Raw genomic sequence first — 18,188 nt, forward strand, 5'->3', positions numbered from 1 at the left:
CGGGGCAGGCAACCCACAGGGCACCGCCGCATCCGCACATGAGGAAGAATCCATTTTGGTTTTCACTGCTTTTATATACGCAAAAAAGGTCGCAAAGAGACTTTTATCCGCCTCTTTGCGACCTGTGGGTTATTATAAAACAATTTTTTTTATTTGTAAACAGGAAATTTTTCTAAGTTGTCAGATAATCTGACAATAAATTGTATTAGTTCTTAGTTGTCTGATAATTATTGAAGTTTAGCATCACGGTATCGCCGCGAATCCTGCCAGGCATTCCTTAATCAGTCGGTTCTACTCCTATCCGGATACCTCCTTTCCCAATGTCAGCTCTGAAAGCTGCTCCAGAACACTTTTACCGCCGTTTAAGGTGATGCTGCCCACCTTATCGCAGATTTTTTCCAGATATTCCATTTCCTTAAGCCGCATGAGCGTTTTATTTTCTTCCATCAGCTTGGCGGTGTTTAACAGGCTCCGGGTGGATGCCACCTCTTCCCGGCGCATGATAACATTGGCCTGGGCTTTCTTCTCCGCGACCAGGACGGTGTTCATGATATCACGGATTTCACCGGGAAGGATGATGTCCTTAATGCCTACGTTTGTCACCTTCACACAATATTCTTCCTGCTTTTCCTTCATTTTTTCCAGGATGATACCCGAAAGTTCCTCTTTCCCGGCAAGCAGCTCATCCAGACGGCATCTGCCCACATATTCCCGGAGAATGAGCTGGGCACAGGTATAGAGCAGCGATGCTACACCCTCCACCCGCTCCACCAGCTTTTCCGGGCTGGTGACGGCATAATTCAACACCACATTCAGACGTACCCCCACCTTATCTGCGGTGAGGATCTCCTGACCGGATATATCCATCTGCTGGATTTTCATATTGAAAATCTTGCAGGTCACCTCACGGCCATAGTTCCAGAAATAATAGGTGCCTGTGGACAGGCGCTTTTCAAAATGCATATCATAATACAGCAGGCCGGCTTCCCCGTCTTTAATTGTGATCTTTTTATAGTATTTTACAGGCATCAGATCCATGTAAATACGGGGAAGGGTATCTTCCATGCAGGGCTGTGTGATGTCAACAAGCCGGAACTCATTTTTTTCATATACGTTCCAGAACAAAGTCTCCGCACGGGTGAGCACCTCCCGGTATGCCTTATTCACGAAACGGATGGCGATGCATTCGTCGGGAATGACAACCTTCACCACACGTGAAGCAAAATTGTTATCCTGCATGAGGATTTCCTCCGGTATGCCGCAGGTTTTCACTTCCCCTGTCATGGGGATGATCTCCACCGTATAGCCGAAAACCCGGGGATATGTATATTTACCGGCAGTGAGCAGGCGGAGGAACTTACCGTTCCTGCACAAATAACCGCATTCCTGTTCTTTGATAATATAGTTTGTCATATAACGCACTTCCTTTCTTTTGAAGTAACTGTTTATCACCCTTCCCCGCTCTTGTCCCCGGGGAGGTATTCTGGCCCTTTGGCCCGTTCCCTCAGGCGGGATGTTATTCCATGGGTGCTTTATATCCCATGGAGAGGAGACCAATCTGCAGCGGCAGCCTCATCTGCCGCTGCAGATGTCCTGGGCTCATCGGAATGTTTGGGAGATCCAGCACCCATGGAACAACATCCCGCCTGAGGGCGCGGGTCAAAGGGCCAGAATACCTCCCCGGGGACAAGAGCGGGGAAGGGTGATGAACAGTTACCTTTTGAAAAAGAATCCTGTCCCGCTTCCTCCTTTTTTGGCGGGTCCTTTTTTAAGCTTCCCCGGCAAACGCAAGGGCGGATGCCGCCGCTTTCCGGCAGCCCCTGCCTTACGCCCTCAGAAACGGTATCCAAAGAGACACTGGCCGCAGAAGGAGACTGCGAAGGCGGAACAGTTCCTTTTTCCATGGTGGAAACATTTGGTAGATGTTTCATAATGATCGCTATACCCGCTTAGCTACGTGTGATACACGGTGGGATTCGAACCCACGACAAATCATGCTCTTTCGGAGAACCCTGACCGGCAGGAACCCTCCTCTATGCCAACTGTCCGGAATACCTCTCCGCCAAAGGCGGCGGCACCGTTGAGGCACGCCGCCGCATCCGGTTTCCCGTAACATGCGCGGCCCTGTAAGCCTCAGACAGTATCAGCCCTTAACAACGCCTATGGTTTTCAGCCGTTTTACGGGCACCACCAAATCGGTCTGGTTATCCATGACGTCTTCGATATTTTTGTAGGCAAACCGGCTTTCCTCCGCCACATCCGCCTTTCCTTTCTTTCCCAGAATAACACCCTGCTTCTGCAGATCCAGCATAACCTCTTCACAGGTGAAGGCCGCCATGGCGCCCTTCCGGGAATACTGCCGTCCCGCCCCATGGGAGGAGGAACAGAAGCTTTCGGGGTTTCCTTTTCCCATCACCACATAGCTGTAGCTTCCCATAGCACCGGGAATTACGGCCAGCTCTCCGTTTCCGGCACGGACCGCACCTTTCCGGTGGACCCATACGTCCTCCCCATAGTGGTTCTCCAATGCCGCATAATTATGGTGGCAGTTGATATCCCCTGAAAATGCGAGGGACAGATCCGTATATTTTCCGATCCATTTTTCCAGGATTGCCTTGACGGCGAGAAGCATTTTCTCCCGGTTTTCTTTGGCAAAATCCATAGAAAGCTGCATCCAGTCCAGGTAATGCCGGCCCTCACTGGTATCCGCCGGCAGGAAAGCAAGCCGGTATTCGTCGGGCACCTGGGTATACCATCTTCGGCCCAGCTCCCGGGCCTTAGTATGGAAATAATCGCAGACGGATTTTCCGAAATGACGGCTTCCGGAGTGAAGCATCACCGCCAGATATCCGTTATCGTCCTCCTGAAGCTCGATGAAATGATTCCCGCCACCCAGCGTTCCTATCTGGAAATATCCCGCCTCCAGCTGGCCCAGCAGCTCGGCGTCCTCCTCGTACCGATCCATCTGCTCAAAAGCCACATCCAGAGTGTAACAGGGCATTTCTGTCTTATGGTGGGCAAATCCTACGGGGATATTCCGCATGATGTCTCCGATTATGGCCTGGATGAGGCTGCCGTTTCCGGTCATTACCTCCCTGATATCCTCCACTTTAATATTGGTCTCGGTATAAGCCATGCCGCAGCCGATATCCACACCTACAGCATTGGGAATCACTACGCCTTTTGCGGCGATGACACCGCCGATGGGCATTCCCATTCCGGTGTGAGTATCGGGCATCAGGCTTACCCATTTATGTAAGAATGGAAGCCGGGAAAGATGATATGCCTGTTCCATACACCCCTTTTCCAAATCCTTTTCCTCCCTGAGCCATACCCGAACCGGGACCTTCATCGTATCCGCATTATACATTACAAACATATCCTCACTTCCTTTCTTCTTTTTTATCCGCAATGTATCTTGGTTACAGGCTTATCATAAGGGATTATATGGTAATTATCATTTAAAAAAAGGTGCGAGGTTAAGAAACGGAACTTTCTCCGGTTTGGGTACGGCATCACCGCGTCCTTCTTTAGAAGGATCCAAGAAGGGGCTGCGGCCTCCTTATCAGAAGCCGGCAACCCCTTTCATTCCCGCAGCTTGCTACGGGATATTTGACTTTTCCAGCTGATACCCCAATTTAAGTACCAGCGGCTGTGCATAATTCCCGAATTTATCTCCGAATAAATTCACACCCCCTTTATGTACAGCATCCTCCGCAACACCGATTTTTACACTGATATATGGAAGCTCGGAAAAATGGATGTCGGAAATCGTAAGCCTGCTGGTCCTGATCCCATCGAGATATGTGCCGCTCTCATCCAGCCTCCATGTGATTAAGAATCCATATTGCGTCGATAATATGCTGTTCCAGGAAGGCGTCAGAACGCCTCGGGCGCCCCCGCAGTCGCAGGGGCTTTCAAAAATCCCAAGTTTTTCTCCGTTTACATAAACACTGATATCGCTCTTCCACGGATCCCTGTACATCGACGCTTCCGAACACGTTTCAAAGGATATTTCCAGCCATTTCAGCATAATATCATACATAAATGCAAAGGAGAAACGATATTCCAGAAAACCGGAATGAAACCAGACTCTCTGGGCGAGAAATCGATCCGGATGAAAAAAACAAAGCGGGTTATCTTTTTCCCCTATTATCGAATACTCATTGCACATACCACAGGTGGACGTGATCTTTTGTGCGTCGGTATAGCATCCTATCGGCATATTCATGGTAAGACTTTGGGGTGTCTCGTCCGTTTCAACGGATCCGATCCTGTTCAGATTGAAAATCACCTGCGATACGCAGGGCGAGCAGAGCTTTAACATGCCACGTTCCTGTGATTTGTTTTTGGCAATAATCAGCCCGCTCTCTTCTAAAATACACACCGAAGTCGAAACGGTAGACATGGGGATTTGCAGTTCCTCAGACAGTTCACCGATGCTTCTGCTTCCGGACTGCAGTGTTTCAAGAATAGCAAGTCTTGTTTCCGATGAAAGCGCCCTTGCCATCTTCCGCAGACCATGCTTATCATTCAAACTGAACTTTGCTGTTTTCTTCCCGCTGTCTATCATGTCAAGCCCTCCGCTTCCTCCCTTCAGGAATCCGTTATGTCACAGGCCCAGATAAGTTCCATGCCAAAACCCGGTTTGTCAGGAATCCGTATCGTACCTCTTTCCAAACAGTAGCCGTCAATATCCACACCCTCTATCGATCCCAGAACAGCCTCCACACAGGGGATGTGATGCGGATAGGCGGCGGCCAGATGCGTACAATAATGGGTTTTGGTTACATTCCCCCATGCATGCGGGGAAGCCAGCCAGCCATTACGGCTGATTTCCTTCATCAATGCTCTCCATTTGGTAAATCCATACCCACAGACATCCGGCTGCCACACATCAAGAAGCTTCTTTTCTGCCAACCCTCTTAACAAGGGGATATCCGTTCCGGATTCTCCGTCCGCAAGCAGGGTTCCCGGCCGTTCTTTCGATAAATAGGCTTTCAGCTTCCGGTTTTTTTCTTCTTCTTCACGGAACGGCTCTTCAAACCAGAATATTTCCGTATCACCGATTCCTTCCAGAAAAGCAAGGGTATCTTCCAGCGTATACCCATCGTTTGCATCCACCATGAGCGCAATTCCCGGCAGCGCTTCGTGTATCCGTCTGACGATCTCCATATCCCTCGCCAGTCCTTCGTCATGCTCCATCCAACGATACCCCCGGCCGATTTTTACTTTCAGCATGGTATGCCCCAAACGCACATCCTCTATGCTCTCCTGTATCACCCGATCTACCCCAAAGGGTGCATCCTCCGGTATGATATCGTTCATGTAAACCGCCCCATCATACACAGGTGCTCTGAGCGCCGATTCCGGATTGATCATACGGCATACCGGAATTCCCAGAATTTTCCCGGCCAAATCGTGCAGAGGGATATCATAGGCCTGCAGCTTTTCGTCCCGGATTCCCGTCCCGGAATCAAATAATTCCGTAAAGGGACGTTTCCGCAAAAGCTCCCGGCTCTTTTCCGCTTCCGCCATACCTCTGCTCAGCTGTCCCCAGCCTGAAATCCCATCTTCCGTTGTCAGTTTAGCCACCTCAATCTCTCCGCCGAAACCATGATAGCCCCGGATTGCATTCTTCCCATGCAGTCTCGGATATCTGGCCCGGCATCGGAAAAATTGCACCCTTTCAATTTGATGCCTTTTTAACTCCTGATTCCATTCATCATAACAGGATTGTTTCATTTCTTATTTCCTCCTCCTTTTCTTATTCGCTGATTTTGGGTTATCCGATTTCAGCCCTTAATCGATCCAATCATAACACCTTTCGTAAAATAACGCTGTACAAACGGATAAACAAGCAGCATAGGCACACAGCTGACAACAATAACCGCATATTTTATTGTAACACCGAGTTTAGAATTTTCCGCATAGGAACCGTCTCCTGAACTCACCTGATTCGCTAAAAGAATATCCCTCAGCACCAGCTGGAGATTGGCTTTCTCCGAAGAACGCAGGTAAATCAACGCATTAAAATACGTGTTCCAGGAATCAACCGCATAATACAGGGCAATCACCGCCAAAATGGGTGCCGATAACGGTATTACAATCCGGAGAAAATATTTCGTATAGCTGCAGCCATCCAGGAATGCCGCCTCCCTTAATTCTTCAGGGATTGTGGAGTTGAAATACGTTCTCATGATAATCATATTTGTCGTTGAAATCGCAGTCGGTAACAGCAGTCCCCAAACGGTATCCACCAGATCCAGCTTGCTTACGAGCAAAAAAGTCGGAATTAAACCCCCGCTGATATACATGGTAATTGCGACAAAGACAGTGATTAGATTCCTTCCGGGCAGCTCCTTTCTGGACAGGGGAAACGCCAAAAGCATGGTAAGTGACATATTAATAAGAACGCCGAGGCCCATATAAATAATACTGTTCCTGAATCCATTCAGAATTTGGGAATTTTGTACCAGCATCTTATAGCCTTCCAGGCTGAATTCCACCGGCCACAAATAAACCTTTCCCAACGATATGGCATCCGAGGAACTGAAGGAAGCGCTGAGCACATAAATCAAAGGATAGGCTTCCACGATTAAAATAAGAATACCTGCAATATTGAAGAAAAGGCTGACGGCTCTATCCTGCGGAATTTCTTTTTTCCCTTTTACTCTCTGTATCATTACCTGCCTCCTACCATAGGCTCGTCCCATTCACCCGCTTGGCAACCGCATTGGCGATCAGCAGCAGAAGAATATTACATACGGAATTAAAAAGACTGATTGCCGTTGAATAATCGAAATTGCCTTCCAGGATACCCACCCGGTATACATAGGTGGATATCACATCGCTGGATGCCTGATTCAGGCTGTTCTGCATTAAGAGCACCTTCTCATATCCGATATTCATAATCTGCCCGCAGCGCAGCAGCAGCATGATCGTAATGGTACTGCTGATCCCCGGAAGCGAAATATGCCATATTTTTTGCAGCCTCCCCGCACCGTCTATGGAGGCGGCTTCATAGAGAGTGGTATCAATTCCTGCCAGGGCAGCGATATAGAGAATGGCATCCCATCCCATATTCTGCCAGATACCGGATATAATGTACATCGGTTTAAAAGCATTCACTGATGCAAAATAATTGGTCACAGGCAGTCCGAACCACTGTCGGATCATATTATAGACTCCGGTATTGGGATTCAGGATTAGCTGCATAATGCTGACCACAATGACCGCCGAAAGGAAATGCGGGATATAAGCAACATTTTGCAGCGCTTTCCTGAATTTCCCGTTCCGCAGTTCTCCCAGCAGCAAGGCCAGAAAAATCGGGAAAGGAAAACCAAACAAAAGGCTCAGGATGTTAATCGTCAGTGTATTCCCCACAATCCTTTCAAAATAAAAACTGCTGAAAAAACGTTCAAAATGTTCAAAGCCAACCCAATCGCTTCCCCATATTCCTTTTGCCGCACGATAGTCCTTAAAAGCTATCATGATGCCGTACATAGGCGTATACAGGAACAAAAGGTACCATATTACAGGGATCAGGAGCATCAAATACAATTCCCTGCATGCCAGAACCCGCTTCCATAAAGATTCTTTTTTTGCCTCACCGGATAACACGTTTCTCATCCCCCTTTCACGTAACCGTTCAGACAAGCCTGAACGGTTACCCTTCTCCTCCCTACCGTATCAATTTTCCAGGTTACCGGCCGGACGCCGCACTCGTCATAACGGACAGTAACCTTACGAAAGGGAGTCATAGTAAGCCTGATAATAGGATACCAACTCTTCAGCGCCCAGCGATTGTAATGTGGCGCAATAGTCATCCCAGGCATCAAAGCCCATTTCTCCTGTGATGAATTTTGCCTGACATTCCGAAACATAAACATCAAGATCCGTCCGGATCGCGTCCACCTTTTTCTGGGTATCCGAATCGAATAACGGTGTGCCGTAAACCGGATCTTTCTGGTAATACGGTTCCCAAACGGGAACATTCTCCTGTACTTTGGCGGAATAGATATAGTTTGAGTTCTTTTCATTTCTCCAATACCCAAAACCGCCCCCGGGAAGCGGGCAGGCGTCTCCCACCGCTACAGCAACACCCCTTTCATCCTGAAGCATATCATCCGTATAATCCCATGTCCCATCCTCATACTTCTGGCAGGTAATCCCTATCAGATCTTCATTGAAACAGCCAATTGTCATAGAGCCTTCTTCCGTAAAGAAATAGTCAAGGAACCGGAACGATACCCATGGTGTTTCGTCTGCCGCAGTGATAAACGTATTGCTGCCCATGCTGTTGGACGCCAATTGAATCACCGGCTCCTTTCCATTCGGGCTTTTAACAGGCGCCAAAGCAACATACTGGCCGCTTACCGTCGTAAAGAGGTCATCTGAGGACAAACCGAACACGCCGCAATTCCCGGAGGAAATTTTTCCGATTGAGGAGTCACCCGTCTGCGTATAAACCTCATTGTCCAAAAGGCCTTCGGTATACAAGACATTCATGTACTGAAGCACTTCTTTCCATTCCTCCGTATTTTTCAGAAAGCTGACCTTGCCATCCTCCAATCGGATATTTTCGTAGTCCAGGTTATAATACAGCCCGAATAAGCCCGAAATAATATCCACCCTGGCCGTATGTCCTGCGCCGGAATCCTCCACTGCGTAAGGGATTTCGTTATCCCTGCTGCCGTCACCATCTGCATCCTCATCACGAAAAGCACGCAAGACATCCAGGAGCTCATCTGTCGTCGCAGGCATTTCCAGGTTGAGATTGTCAAGCCACTGTTTGTTGATCCAGAGATTCCTGTGGCTTGTCAGATTCGGCTTCAGCGTATTAATGCCCGGCAGAGTATATAATTTCCCATCGGAAGCTCTTGCGGAAACAGCAACTCCCGGATACTCCTCAAGCAGCGGTTTTAACCCCGCGGAATACGCGTCCATTAATTCATCAACCGCGATCACCTGCCCATCCTCAATCGCAGCGGACAGGTTTGGAATAGCGCCCTTCATAATAATGTCCGGCAGGTCATTTGTTGCAAGCATCAGATTCATACGCTCATTCCAACCGTCAGCACCCACAACAATCCATTCAATTTCGATATTCATTTTTTCTGCAATATAACGAAGTGTTTCCATTTCTTCCACATCGCCAATGTTGCCTGGCTTTTTTATCATAATTGTTTTCTTTACCGTTTCCTTTACAAGCGGATATCCCTCTTCCTTAAAATTGGTATCCGCTTTCGCCCGTACGATAATTTCCGGCAGTTCTCCCGGTACTTCTTCCCCGGTTTTCCCGTCCTCTTCCGCATTCGTACTGCCCGCGGTATTACTCACTTCTTCCCCGCCGGTTCCTCTCCCGCATCCTGCCAATAAGGAACCAAGCATCGTGATAATAAGAAATAAACGAATAAATTTCCCAAATTTTTGCATAAAAAAAACACCCTCCTTTAACCTAGTCCATAAAGATACCATACCAGTTCCATTTTTTTGAAATACTCCCAAAAATGAACCCTTTTGTTTTGTGCCATTATCCTATAGGTTTTGAAAGCGCTCTCTTAATTATAAGATATTTTTCATAAAAAAAGACGTTTTATGAAGTTCAATTTCATTAAAACATATGATTTATTTGGTGTCAACCTTTCCGCATTCATTCAAAAAAGCCGAACAGGCCAACTGTACTATTTCAATTTTTGGGTTACCGGCAAAGTGTAATGCACAGCCTGCCCGGGGTGTCCGGCTTCCTCCGCTAAACAGGGGCGGATTCCTGTTTGGTTCCTTTTCGTTATGCGCTCCTGCGCGATCGGGCCTGTACCCCGCGCAGGAACACTCCCGCTTTGTTGAAACCGCAGTCCTTGTATTCCGGAGTTCCGGCCTGTTACAAATATCACGATACCCGTTCTTTTATCAGTCTACCAGTAACTCATGCACTTTTTCTGCCGTAAGCCCGCATGATTTTGCAATCTCCGATTCGCTCATACCCTCCGCAGAAAGTCTTCTTGCCTTTTTTACCAGAAGTATTCCTTTTTCGACACCCATTTTCATTCCTTTTTTCATGCCGTTTTTCATTCCGGTCTTAATCGCTTTTTCCTCAATTGCTTCGCTCAGATTACACATTTCGTTCAGCTCCTCTCCCAATTTTTCTTCCATTTTCATACCGTAGTCCCGTACCAGTGAATCTTTCTTTTCCGTGATATCCATTCCAGGGGACAGAAGCGTGTTAAGGAATCCATGGAGTGTTCCTTCCGTACCCTGTTTCAGCTTCTCATTCAAACAGATGATAATTACTGACAGCTTATCATAGTTCCTCCTAAGTTCCGGAATGTTTCCTATGATATCCTGCTTTATTATCCGGTATTCCGCCATGGCGTTTCCAATGTGCCGGGGCGCATTCATACAGATAAAAATAGTATGTACTTTTTTCAGTTTACTATATTCTGAATGTTGAAACTCCCTGTCCAGCTGCTCTGACAGCATCCGTGCCCCATAAAAAATACCGCGGGTTACAATCCTGTATTTTTGGTAAAATTTCTTCTGTGCCTCCACGTTTAGCAGCAGCTTGATTCTGGATTTATTGCCGCGGGATCTTTGACTGCCACGGGCAGGCAGAAAAGCCTTGAAACGGATGTCATAGGTTACCCTTCCCTCTCCGGGGATACTGCTTTCTGTATTCTCTCCGTTTATCGCCCGATCATCCATCTTTTTTTGGCCGGGATGCAGGGCAGCGCTGGCAATTTCGATATCGGGTTCAATCCAGAACGTTATTTCTTCTACGGAATAGGGGGCGTATTCGTGTATTGTCCCTTTTAATATCCGTGCAAGAACCTGCCGGCTTCCCAGAATACGCTTTACATGCTCATCATACTGTGCCTTTATCCCGGCAGCATCCAGCTCCCGGGATATCCATGTTTTTTTCTTCATCCATACCTCCTGTAAGCGGCAGGAACCGATGAAGTCATATCCACTGGGCTTCTGTAACAATTCCTGCCATATTCTTAAAATGTGATTGGTGGCAGAAACTGCCTGAATGTGCGAACGCACGTGTTTATCCATACGACTATAATTATGATACTTTATATTTGTAAGAATGTCAACTTATACACAGCTTTCAGACGTAAATATGTTACAGCTGAGCTCTCCCTCTTTGCCGGTGTGACCGGAATATCGTTATCACACAGGCGAATCGGAAGAATGTTGAATAACAATATTTCTTGACAACAATATTCTCATCTGGTAAATTAGTCTGTAATCAGACTAATTTACCGGAAAGGGTACTCAATGGATCCCAATATATTAGAACAGTTAAAACAGTATTATTCTGCCTGGCGGGCAACCAATGCCATATATGAGGAGTGGGCCAAAAAGTATGGGCTTTCTTATTATGAACTGCTGGTGCTGCTTTCTTTATGGGAAGGGAAGGAGCCCTGTACGCAGAAGCAGATCTGTGAGCAGTGGACTCTGCCGAAACAGACGGTTCATTCCATACTCCGGAATTTCCGGGAACGGGGCTGGATATCGTTCCATGTATTGGAAAACGACAGGCGGAATAAGGGGGTCTGTTTCACGCCGTCCGGTTCTGTTTTTGCCGGAGAGGTCATGGAGGCGCTTCAGGCGCTGGAATGCAGGGTATGGGAGCGTTTGGGGGATGAAAAGGGGAATGCCTTGCTGGAAAGCACTTCGCTCTATGTAACTTATTTCAAAGAGGAAAATTCGTAATGGTAAAGGTACGGAACCGTTGCAACATGTAGATTAGCAGACAGGAGAGTTAAAAATGAACAACCGTAAAATTTTTTATCAGGCAGTTATCCCTTCCATGCTGGCGTTCGCACTTTCGGGTATTTATTCCGTGGCGGATGGTTTTTTTGTGGGGAATTCTCTGGGGGATAATGCACTTGCCGCCATTAATATAGCCTATCCTCTTACCGCTTTTATCCAGGCTGTGGGCACCGGGATCGGGATGGGCGGTGCGGTGCAGTTTGCCATTCATAACGGCTCCGGCGACTATGGGCGCAGCCGGCAGTTTTTTGGGATTTCCCTGTTACTGCTCACACTATCCGGCCTGCTGTTTACGGCGTTTTTTCTCGTGACCGGCGGACCTATTCTCCGGGCATTCGGGGCCAGGGGCGTTATTTTTGAATTGGGAGAGGAATACTTCCGTTATATCGCTTATGGTACATTATTTCAGATACTGGCAACAGGAATCGTGCCTTTTATCCGGAATATGGGAAGCTCCGTAACGGCTATGCTGGCAATGATCGGGGGATTTGTCACCAATATCCTTCTGGATTATCTTTTTGTATGGGTGCTTCCTTACGGAATGGCGGGCGCTGCGGCAGCCACCGTTATCGGGCAGGCGGTAACTCTGGCCGTGTGCGTTATCTTTTTGCTGAGGAAACGGGAAAGGCCTTCCTTATCTTTTCATAAAGAAAGCCTGCTTATGGCGGGGAAGGTGCTGTTTGTAGCCATTTCACCTTTCGGGCTCACCTTTTCCCCGAATATCACGCTGATCCTCATTAATAAAAGCGCGGTTTTTTATGGAGGGGATATGGCGGTGGCCTGTTATGCCTCCATCAGTTACCTTTCTTCCGTTGTCTTTTTACTGCTGCAGGGTGTGAGTGACGGAAGCCAGCCGCTCATCAGCCTTTGTTATGGTAAGAAAGAAGGCGCGAAGGCGGTGTCTTACCGGAATATGGCTTATCGGTTTGCACTCGGGGTATCTGCCGTATGTATGCTGGTTATCTTTTTTAACCGGGGAAATGCCGCCGCTTTGTTTGGGGCCTCCCGTGAGGTTACGGAACATGTGGGGCGTATCTTTCCTGTTTTTATTGCAGGTTACCTGTTTGTGGGCTTTTCCCGGATCACCACATCCTATTTTTATGCAACGGAGAAAAACCGGCTGGCCTACCTTCTGATTTACGGGGAGCCTCTATGTCTGCTGCTGTTCCTCTCTATATTTCCGAAGCTGTGGGGGATTGAAGGGACCTGGATAACTATCCCGCTCTCCCAACTGTGCATGATGCTGCTAAGCCTGCTGTTTATCCGAAAACAGGGGCGTCAAAGCAAGGAAAAGACAGAACAAGCAGGGGAGGGGTCTTATGCAGGAATTTCATGAACTGATTAAAAATTTTGATAAGATAAGAGACTATATGCGTCAGTTCTTTGTGTACGGATTTAAGGTGCGCAGTGATTTTGATGCCAAAAGCGCCCGCACCTATGATAATGAAAGACGGCGTATTGAAAGCTGGCTGGGGGATTATACCTGTTCCGGTTACACTTCCAAAGGAAAGCACCTGTATATCAGTGTGGACGGCAAAACCATCCCCCGCAATCCCCTGTACGCGGCCTGGAAGTCCAAAACCTTTACGGATAATGATCTGCTGCTGCATTTCTTTCTGACGGATCTGCTGACAGGCCGGGAGCAGGGAATGACGGCAGGTGAAATTTGTGACAGTATTGTCACTTCATATGGCTGTATCTTTGACAGCCAGACCGTCCGGCTCAAGTTAAAGGAATACGAATCACTGGGGCTGTTTCTTTCCGAAAAAAAAGGCAAGGCTTTGTATTACCGCCTTGTTCCGGATCTGCCCTGTGAAAAAGAAATGACTGCCAGCGATCCGGAAACCGTTCCGGGGTTATGGGGGCGTATTCTTACTGCGGTAAAATTTTTCCAGGAAGCGGCGCCTTTTGGGTTTGTGGGAAGCACCATTCTGGATCGGAGCGGCATACAGAATCAATTTTTTCAGTGCAAGCACCATTTTATCGTCCATACGCTGGAGGATGGTATCCTTTCGGACTGCCTGGAAGCTATCCGCCAAAAATGCGCTGTCCGCCTGGAAAATAAAAGCAGCCGCAGCGGAAAGCTCACGGTTATGGAAGGGATTCCCCTGAAAATTCTGGTGAGCACCAGGACCGGAAGGCGGTATCTGTGCCTGTACCAGGAAGAAAGCAGACGTTTTAACGCACTCCGGCTGGACTGTATCACCAGAATACAGCTTCTTCAGGAGTGTCCTTTCTATGAAGAGCTTTCCCTTAAGCTGGGACGCAATCTTCCTCATTGCTGGGGCGTATCTTTCGGAGGCCGCAGCAGCAGACTTGAGGAGGTATGCATCAAGCTTTCTATAGATGAAAAAAAGGAGCCTTATATCCTCAACCGCCTGTACCGGGAGGGACGGGGCGGCGAGGTGCTGCGGATACGGGAAAATGAATATCTTTACAGCGGGTTTTTCTTCGATACCAATGAAATGCTTTCCTGGGTAAAGACCTTTACCGGGAGGGTTATGGATATCCAATGTTCCAATCAGGCGGCTGTCAATAAGGTTATGACGGACTGGGAACGGATGTATCAGATGTACTGCGGCTGCGACAGCGCAGACAGCGGGGAAACGAGGTGACAAATGGAACTTTTTCATGAAATATACAGCTGTTACATAGATGTGGTGCGATGCATCCTCACGGAGGCGGAGCAGTCGCCAGTCACGGCCGGGCGGATGGAACAGCTCGCAGCCGAAAAGGCCTTCGGGGAAAGCGCGCTGGCGATTCTTCCCAAGCTGACAGGGGGTGACTGGCCCCTTCTTGTCCCCTGCGGGGATGATGCATTCCGCTCCCGCCTCACCCATACGCCTCATGTTCCATTGAGTACGCTCCAGAAATCCTGGCTGAAGGCGCTGCTGGCAGACGGGCGGATCCGTCTTTTTTTCAGTGATGCCGAGCTGGAGGAGCTGAAGGATATGCTGGGAGATGTGGAACCGCTATACCGAGAAGAAGATTTTTATTATTTTGACCGGTATCGGGACGGGGATCCGATAGCGGATACGGCGTATCGTCTGCATTTTGCAACGATACTCCGGGCGCTTCAGGAAAACCGGATCCTGCTTGTGTCCTATGAAGGGAAACAGGGGCCTGTTTCTTTGGAAGCGGCGCCTTATCAGCTCCAGTATTCCTCCAAGGATGACAAGTTCCGGCTCTGCTGCCTGAAATACAGCAGAGGCGCCTTCCGGCTCAATACCCAATTAAATCTGGCTAAAATCAGGGACTGCCGTCTTTCTTCGGAAAGCTGTCCCGCTCATACGGCAAAATACCGGTTCCGTCCGGTCAGCCGGGCGCCGGAACCGGTTCTTCTGCAGATAAGCGGGGAACGTAATTCCCTGGAACGATGTATGCTGCATTTTGCAAGCTATGAAAAGCATACCGAATACGAGGAAGAACGGGGCTGCTACCTGTGTTCCATCTATTACGATCTGGCCGATGAAACCGAACTGCTTATCGATATCCTGTCCTTCGGGCCTGTGGTGCAGGTCCTGGGACCGGAATCTTTTCTGGAGCAGGTAAGGGAACGGGTCAGGCGGCAGCATTCCTGGTAAACAGATACCAGAAGCTCACCCCGGAAACCGCCAGCAGCCCGGCACATACAAGGGGCTGCGCAAGGACATTTCCCAGACCGGCCACATTGATAAGAAGGAAAACGGCAAGGTTGCCTGCCCCATGGAAAATGACAGGGGCCAAAAGCGTACCGTACCGCTCTTTGACCCAGGCCAGCATGATGCCAAGCAGGGATGCATACATGCCCTGCACCAGATTAGCGTGGTAAATGCCGAATACCACGCCGGAAAATACCATGGCAGCAGGCGCGCCGAATATTTCTTTGGATTTTCCATAGATAATCCCCCGGAATACCAGCTCCTCCGAAAGAGGGGCGGCTATCCCATACAGGCAGATACCCAGCCATAGAGGAACATCGGCCTGCTGCTGCGCCACCTGCTGAAAGGTTTGGGAATGCCGGGCCAGATCCAGATATGCAATGATGATATTCAGCCCCAGAGACAGGGAAGCCGCCAGGAGGATAAACACACAAGTCCGCTTCCAGGCGGGCTTCTTTTTTATCCGGAAATCCAGGGAGGATTTCCAGACCGCAAAACACGCCAGGCCTCCTGTCAGTATCATTATCAGGTTCGTCAGGCCGCCGGCCAGCCCCTCATTAACCGTTCCGGATCCCCCGCCGCCTGTCATGCCGTATTCCAGCAGGATTCCTGCCAGAAGCAGTCCCGCCGCTTTTCCGGCTTCATATACCAGAAGGGCCGCGATGACAGACAGCATCGTCCTGAAAATCTGCGGTTTACCGGAAAATAAATTCTTATTCTGATTCATAGCAGTCCGGATCCTCCTCAATCCCCAATACCTGCAAAACGTATGAAAGTCTCCTGCGAAAATCCTTTTCAGTCCCGGGAACGCCCTGCAGACAGCGGGCGGAAAGCCATTCGGCAACTGCGAAATTTGAGGATATTACTTCTCACGCAGGAGCAAAACCTTTCCCAGCTCTTCCAAATCATTCACCACATATTCGGCTCCTGCGGCTTCCAGTTCCCCCGCCGCCGCGTAGCCATAGGTAACTCCAACCTGATGGATCCCATTTTCCCTGCCGCCTGTGATATCGAACTTTCTGTCGCCCACCATGACAATATCATCATAGGGGATGCTGCCATCCGGGAAATAACGCCGCAGAACCTCCTCCACCACTTCTTCCTTTTTGCTGCGTGAGCCGTCCGGTTCACTACCCACCACCACGTCAAAATAACCGTCTATATCAAAATATGCCAGTATCTTCTCCACAAAATACCCGGTCTTGCTGGATGCAACAGCCAGGTGACAGCCTGAAATCTTCAATACCTTCAACAGCTGTTCCATATCCGGATATAGCGTATTCTCGTATAATCCTTTTTCAGAAAAGCGCTCCCGATATTTGACCACCGCTTCTTCGGCCTGCTCTGTATCCATTCCATAGAACTCCCGGAAGCTGTCTCGAAGCGGCGGGCCGATAAATGGCTCCAGCTTATCCAAATCCGGCTCTTCAATCCCCATGGAATGAAGGGCATACTGAACACAAGCGGTGATACCCGGCTTAGGATCGGTCAATGTTCCGTCCAAATCAAATAAAATATAGGAAAACACGGCTTTATCCTCCTGATCTTTTTCTCACTATAGCAAAGTTCATACCAGAAGTCAAAAGACTTCCCCCGATCCTCTTTACAACAGAAGGGAGTCTGAAAAAAGCAGGAAAACTTTGGTATAAATGCACAAATTCCAATATCGATTTTTGTACGGTATTTTCTTGACATTCATACGTCCGAGTGTTATCCTAAAAGTCCGCCTGAAAAGGATCCGGGTCGTTTACTGCTTCTTTTTATATATCCGGGCGGTATCTTTGGTTTTCAGACAGTGACGCTGTGCTGCAAGCAGCCTCTCACCGTTCTTAATACAGGGATTACCCTGTTTCTTACTCCGCAGGCCCTTTTCGAGGCCTTCGGAAACAGCATCTATCTGTTCCCATACGTTTTTGTTCCAACGAATAGACCGCGCATTTATGGACCTGGAAAGGGGTGAATTTTTTCCATGATCGAAGTATCCCATATTACCAAAACCTACCGCGTGGCACGGCGTGACGCCGGCTTTCTCCATGCCTTTCACAGCCTGTTCCACAGGGAATATGAACGGATCCGTGCTCTGGACGATGTTTCCTTTACCATTCAGGACGGAGAAATGGTAGGTTACATAGGGCCGAACGGAGCCGGCAAAAGCTCCACCATTAAAATCCTCAGCGGTATTCTGACCCCGGATTCCGGGGAATGCCGGATTAACGGCCGGGTTCCCTGGGAAAACCGCGTCCGCCATGTGGCGGAAATCGGGGTGGTATTCGGACAGCGGTCCCAATTATGGTGGGATGTACCGGTGGCCGATTCTTTTGAGCTGCTCCGGGATATTTATGGTATTGACGAGGCGCTTTACCGGAAAAACCGGGACGAGCTTACGGAGCTTCTGAACCTTTCCCAGCTTCTGAGGACTCCCGCCAGGCAGCTTTCCCTGGGACAGCGGATGCGTTGTGAAATTGCGGCTTCCCTCCTTCATTCGCCGAAGCTTCTTTTTCTGGACGAGCCGACCATCGGCCTGGATGCGGTATCCAAGCTTGCCGTGCGCGATTTCATCCGGCAGCTGAATGCGGCCCGGAAAACAACCGTAATCCTCACCACACATGATATGCAGGATATTGAAGCCCTTGCCAGCCGGATTCTTCTCATCGGAAAAGGGAAAATCCTGATGGACGGCACTTTGGATGATATCCGCAGAGGCGGGGAAAGCATTGATGAAACCGTGGCTTCCCTCTATCAGCAATATGATATATAGGAGGCGGG

General features: G+C 48.8%; 16 protein-coding genes. 6 read left to right on the forward strand and 10 right to left on the reverse strand.

Annotation, left to right across the window (positions count from 1 at the left end; all coding sequences use genetic code 11):
- The coding region (locus DXA36_RS33365) for a hypothetical protein (protein ID WP_207666380.1) at positions 1-193 on the forward strand (193 nt) is incomplete at its 5' end.
- A 104-nt stretch (positions 194-297) separates the two neighbouring features.
- On the opposite strand, the gene DXA36_RS25280 is transcribed toward DXA36_RS33365, so the two are convergent.
- The 8 genes from DXA36_RS25280 to DXA36_RS25320 form a co-directional block, all read right to left on the reverse strand.
- A complete protein-coding gene (locus DXA36_RS25280) occupies positions 298-1,413 on the reverse strand; it encodes a slipin family protein (protein WP_118682159.1) in 1,116 nt (371 codons plus the stop codon).
- Between the two features lie 730 nt (positions 1,414-2,143).
- Positions 2,144-3,379: an RtcB family protein gene (locus DXA36_RS25290; protein ID WP_118682161.1), complete on the reverse strand. Its 1,236-nt coding sequence runs from the start codon at positions 3,377-3,379 to the stop codon at positions 2,144-2,146.
- Between the two features lie 222 nt (positions 3,380-3,601).
- Entirely contained in the window at positions 3,602-4,573 is a 972-nt protein-coding gene (locus DXA36_RS25295) for an ArsR/SmtB family transcription factor (protein ID WP_118682162.1), read from the reverse strand.
- A 23-nt stretch (positions 4,574-4,596) separates the two neighbouring features.
- Positions 4,597-5,745: an enolase C-terminal domain-like protein gene (locus DXA36_RS25300; protein ID WP_118682163.1), complete on the reverse strand. Its 1,149-nt coding sequence runs from the start codon at positions 5,743-5,745 to the stop codon at positions 4,597-4,599.
- Between the two features lie 50 nt (positions 5,746-5,795).
- Positions 5,796-6,686, reverse strand: a complete 891-nt coding sequence (locus DXA36_RS25305; protein ID WP_118682164.1) for a carbohydrate ABC transporter permease — start codon at positions 6,684-6,686, stop codon at positions 5,796-5,798.
- Positions 6,687-6,696: 10 nt separating this feature from the next.
- Positions 6,697-7,632 (reverse strand): ABC transporter permease, encoded by a 936-nt coding sequence (locus DXA36_RS25310; protein ID WP_243114740.1) that lies wholly within the window; start codon positions 7,630-7,632, stop codon positions 6,697-6,699.
- Positions 7,633-7,746: 114 nt separating this feature from the next.
- Entirely contained in the window at positions 7,747-9,438 is a 1,692-nt protein-coding gene (locus DXA36_RS25315) for an extracellular solute-binding protein (protein ID WP_118682165.1), read from the reverse strand.
- A gap of 474 nt (positions 9,439-9,912) precedes the next feature.
- Entirely contained in the window at positions 9,913-10,926 is a 1,014-nt protein-coding gene (locus tag DXA36_RS25320; protein ID WP_118682166.1) for a hypothetical protein, read from the reverse strand.
- 357 nt (positions 10,927-11,283) lie between these two features.
- On the opposite strand from DXA36_RS25320, the gene DXA36_RS25325 reads away from it, so the two are divergent.
- From DXA36_RS25325 to DXA36_RS25340, 4 genes are read left to right on the forward strand one after another with little or no spacing between them, the layout of a single operon-like run.
- Positions 11,284-11,721, forward strand: a complete 438-nt coding sequence (locus DXA36_RS25325; RefSeq protein ID WP_118682167.1) for a MarR family winged helix-turn-helix transcriptional regulator — start codon at positions 11,284-11,286, stop codon at positions 11,719-11,721.
- Between the two features lie 55 nt (positions 11,722-11,776).
- A complete protein-coding gene (locus DXA36_RS25330; protein WP_118682168.1) occupies positions 11,777-13,117 on the forward strand; it encodes an MATE family efflux transporter in 1,341 nt (446 codons plus the stop codon).
- On the forward strand, positions 13,101-14,396 hold the full coding sequence (locus DXA36_RS25335; RefSeq protein WP_118682169.1) for a WYL domain-containing protein: 1,296 nt from the start codon (positions 13,101-13,103) through the stop codon (positions 14,394-14,396). Before DXA36_RS25330 ends, DXA36_RS25335 begins: the two co-directional genes overlap by 17 nt.
- Positions 14,397-14,399: 3 nt before the next feature.
- Positions 14,400-15,365 (forward strand): WYL domain-containing protein, encoded by a 966-nt coding sequence (locus tag DXA36_RS25340; protein WP_118682170.1) that lies wholly within the window; start codon positions 14,400-14,402, stop codon positions 15,363-15,365.
- Here the strand turns inward: DXA36_RS25340 and DXA36_RS25345 are convergent.
- A complete protein-coding gene (locus tag DXA36_RS25345) occupies positions 15,343-16,149 on the reverse strand; it encodes a CPBP family intramembrane glutamic endopeptidase (protein WP_118682171.1) in 807 nt (268 codons plus the stop codon). The two genes, DXA36_RS25340 and DXA36_RS25345, sit on opposite strands and share 23 nt — an antisense overlap.
- 135 nt (positions 16,150-16,284) lie before the next feature.
- Complete coding sequence (locus DXA36_RS25350) at positions 16,285-16,950, reverse strand: HAD hydrolase-like protein (protein WP_118682172.1); 666 nt, start codon at positions 16,948-16,950, stop codon at positions 16,285-16,287.
- A 441-nt stretch (positions 16,951-17,391) separates the two neighbouring features.
- Between DXA36_RS25350 and DXA36_RS25360 the strand changes: the two genes are divergently transcribed.
- Positions 17,392-18,180: an ABC transporter ATP-binding protein gene (locus DXA36_RS25360; RefSeq protein ID WP_118682174.1), complete on the forward strand. Its 789-nt coding sequence runs from the start codon at positions 17,392-17,394 to the stop codon at positions 18,178-18,180.
- Positions 18,181-18,188: the final 8 nt, after the last annotated feature.

Origin of the sequence: Eisenbergiella sp. OF01-20 (assembly GCF_003478085.1) — a bacterium.
In the GTDB taxonomy this organism is placed as follows: Bacteria; Bacillota; Clostridia; order Lachnospirales; family Lachnospiraceae; genus Eisenbergiella.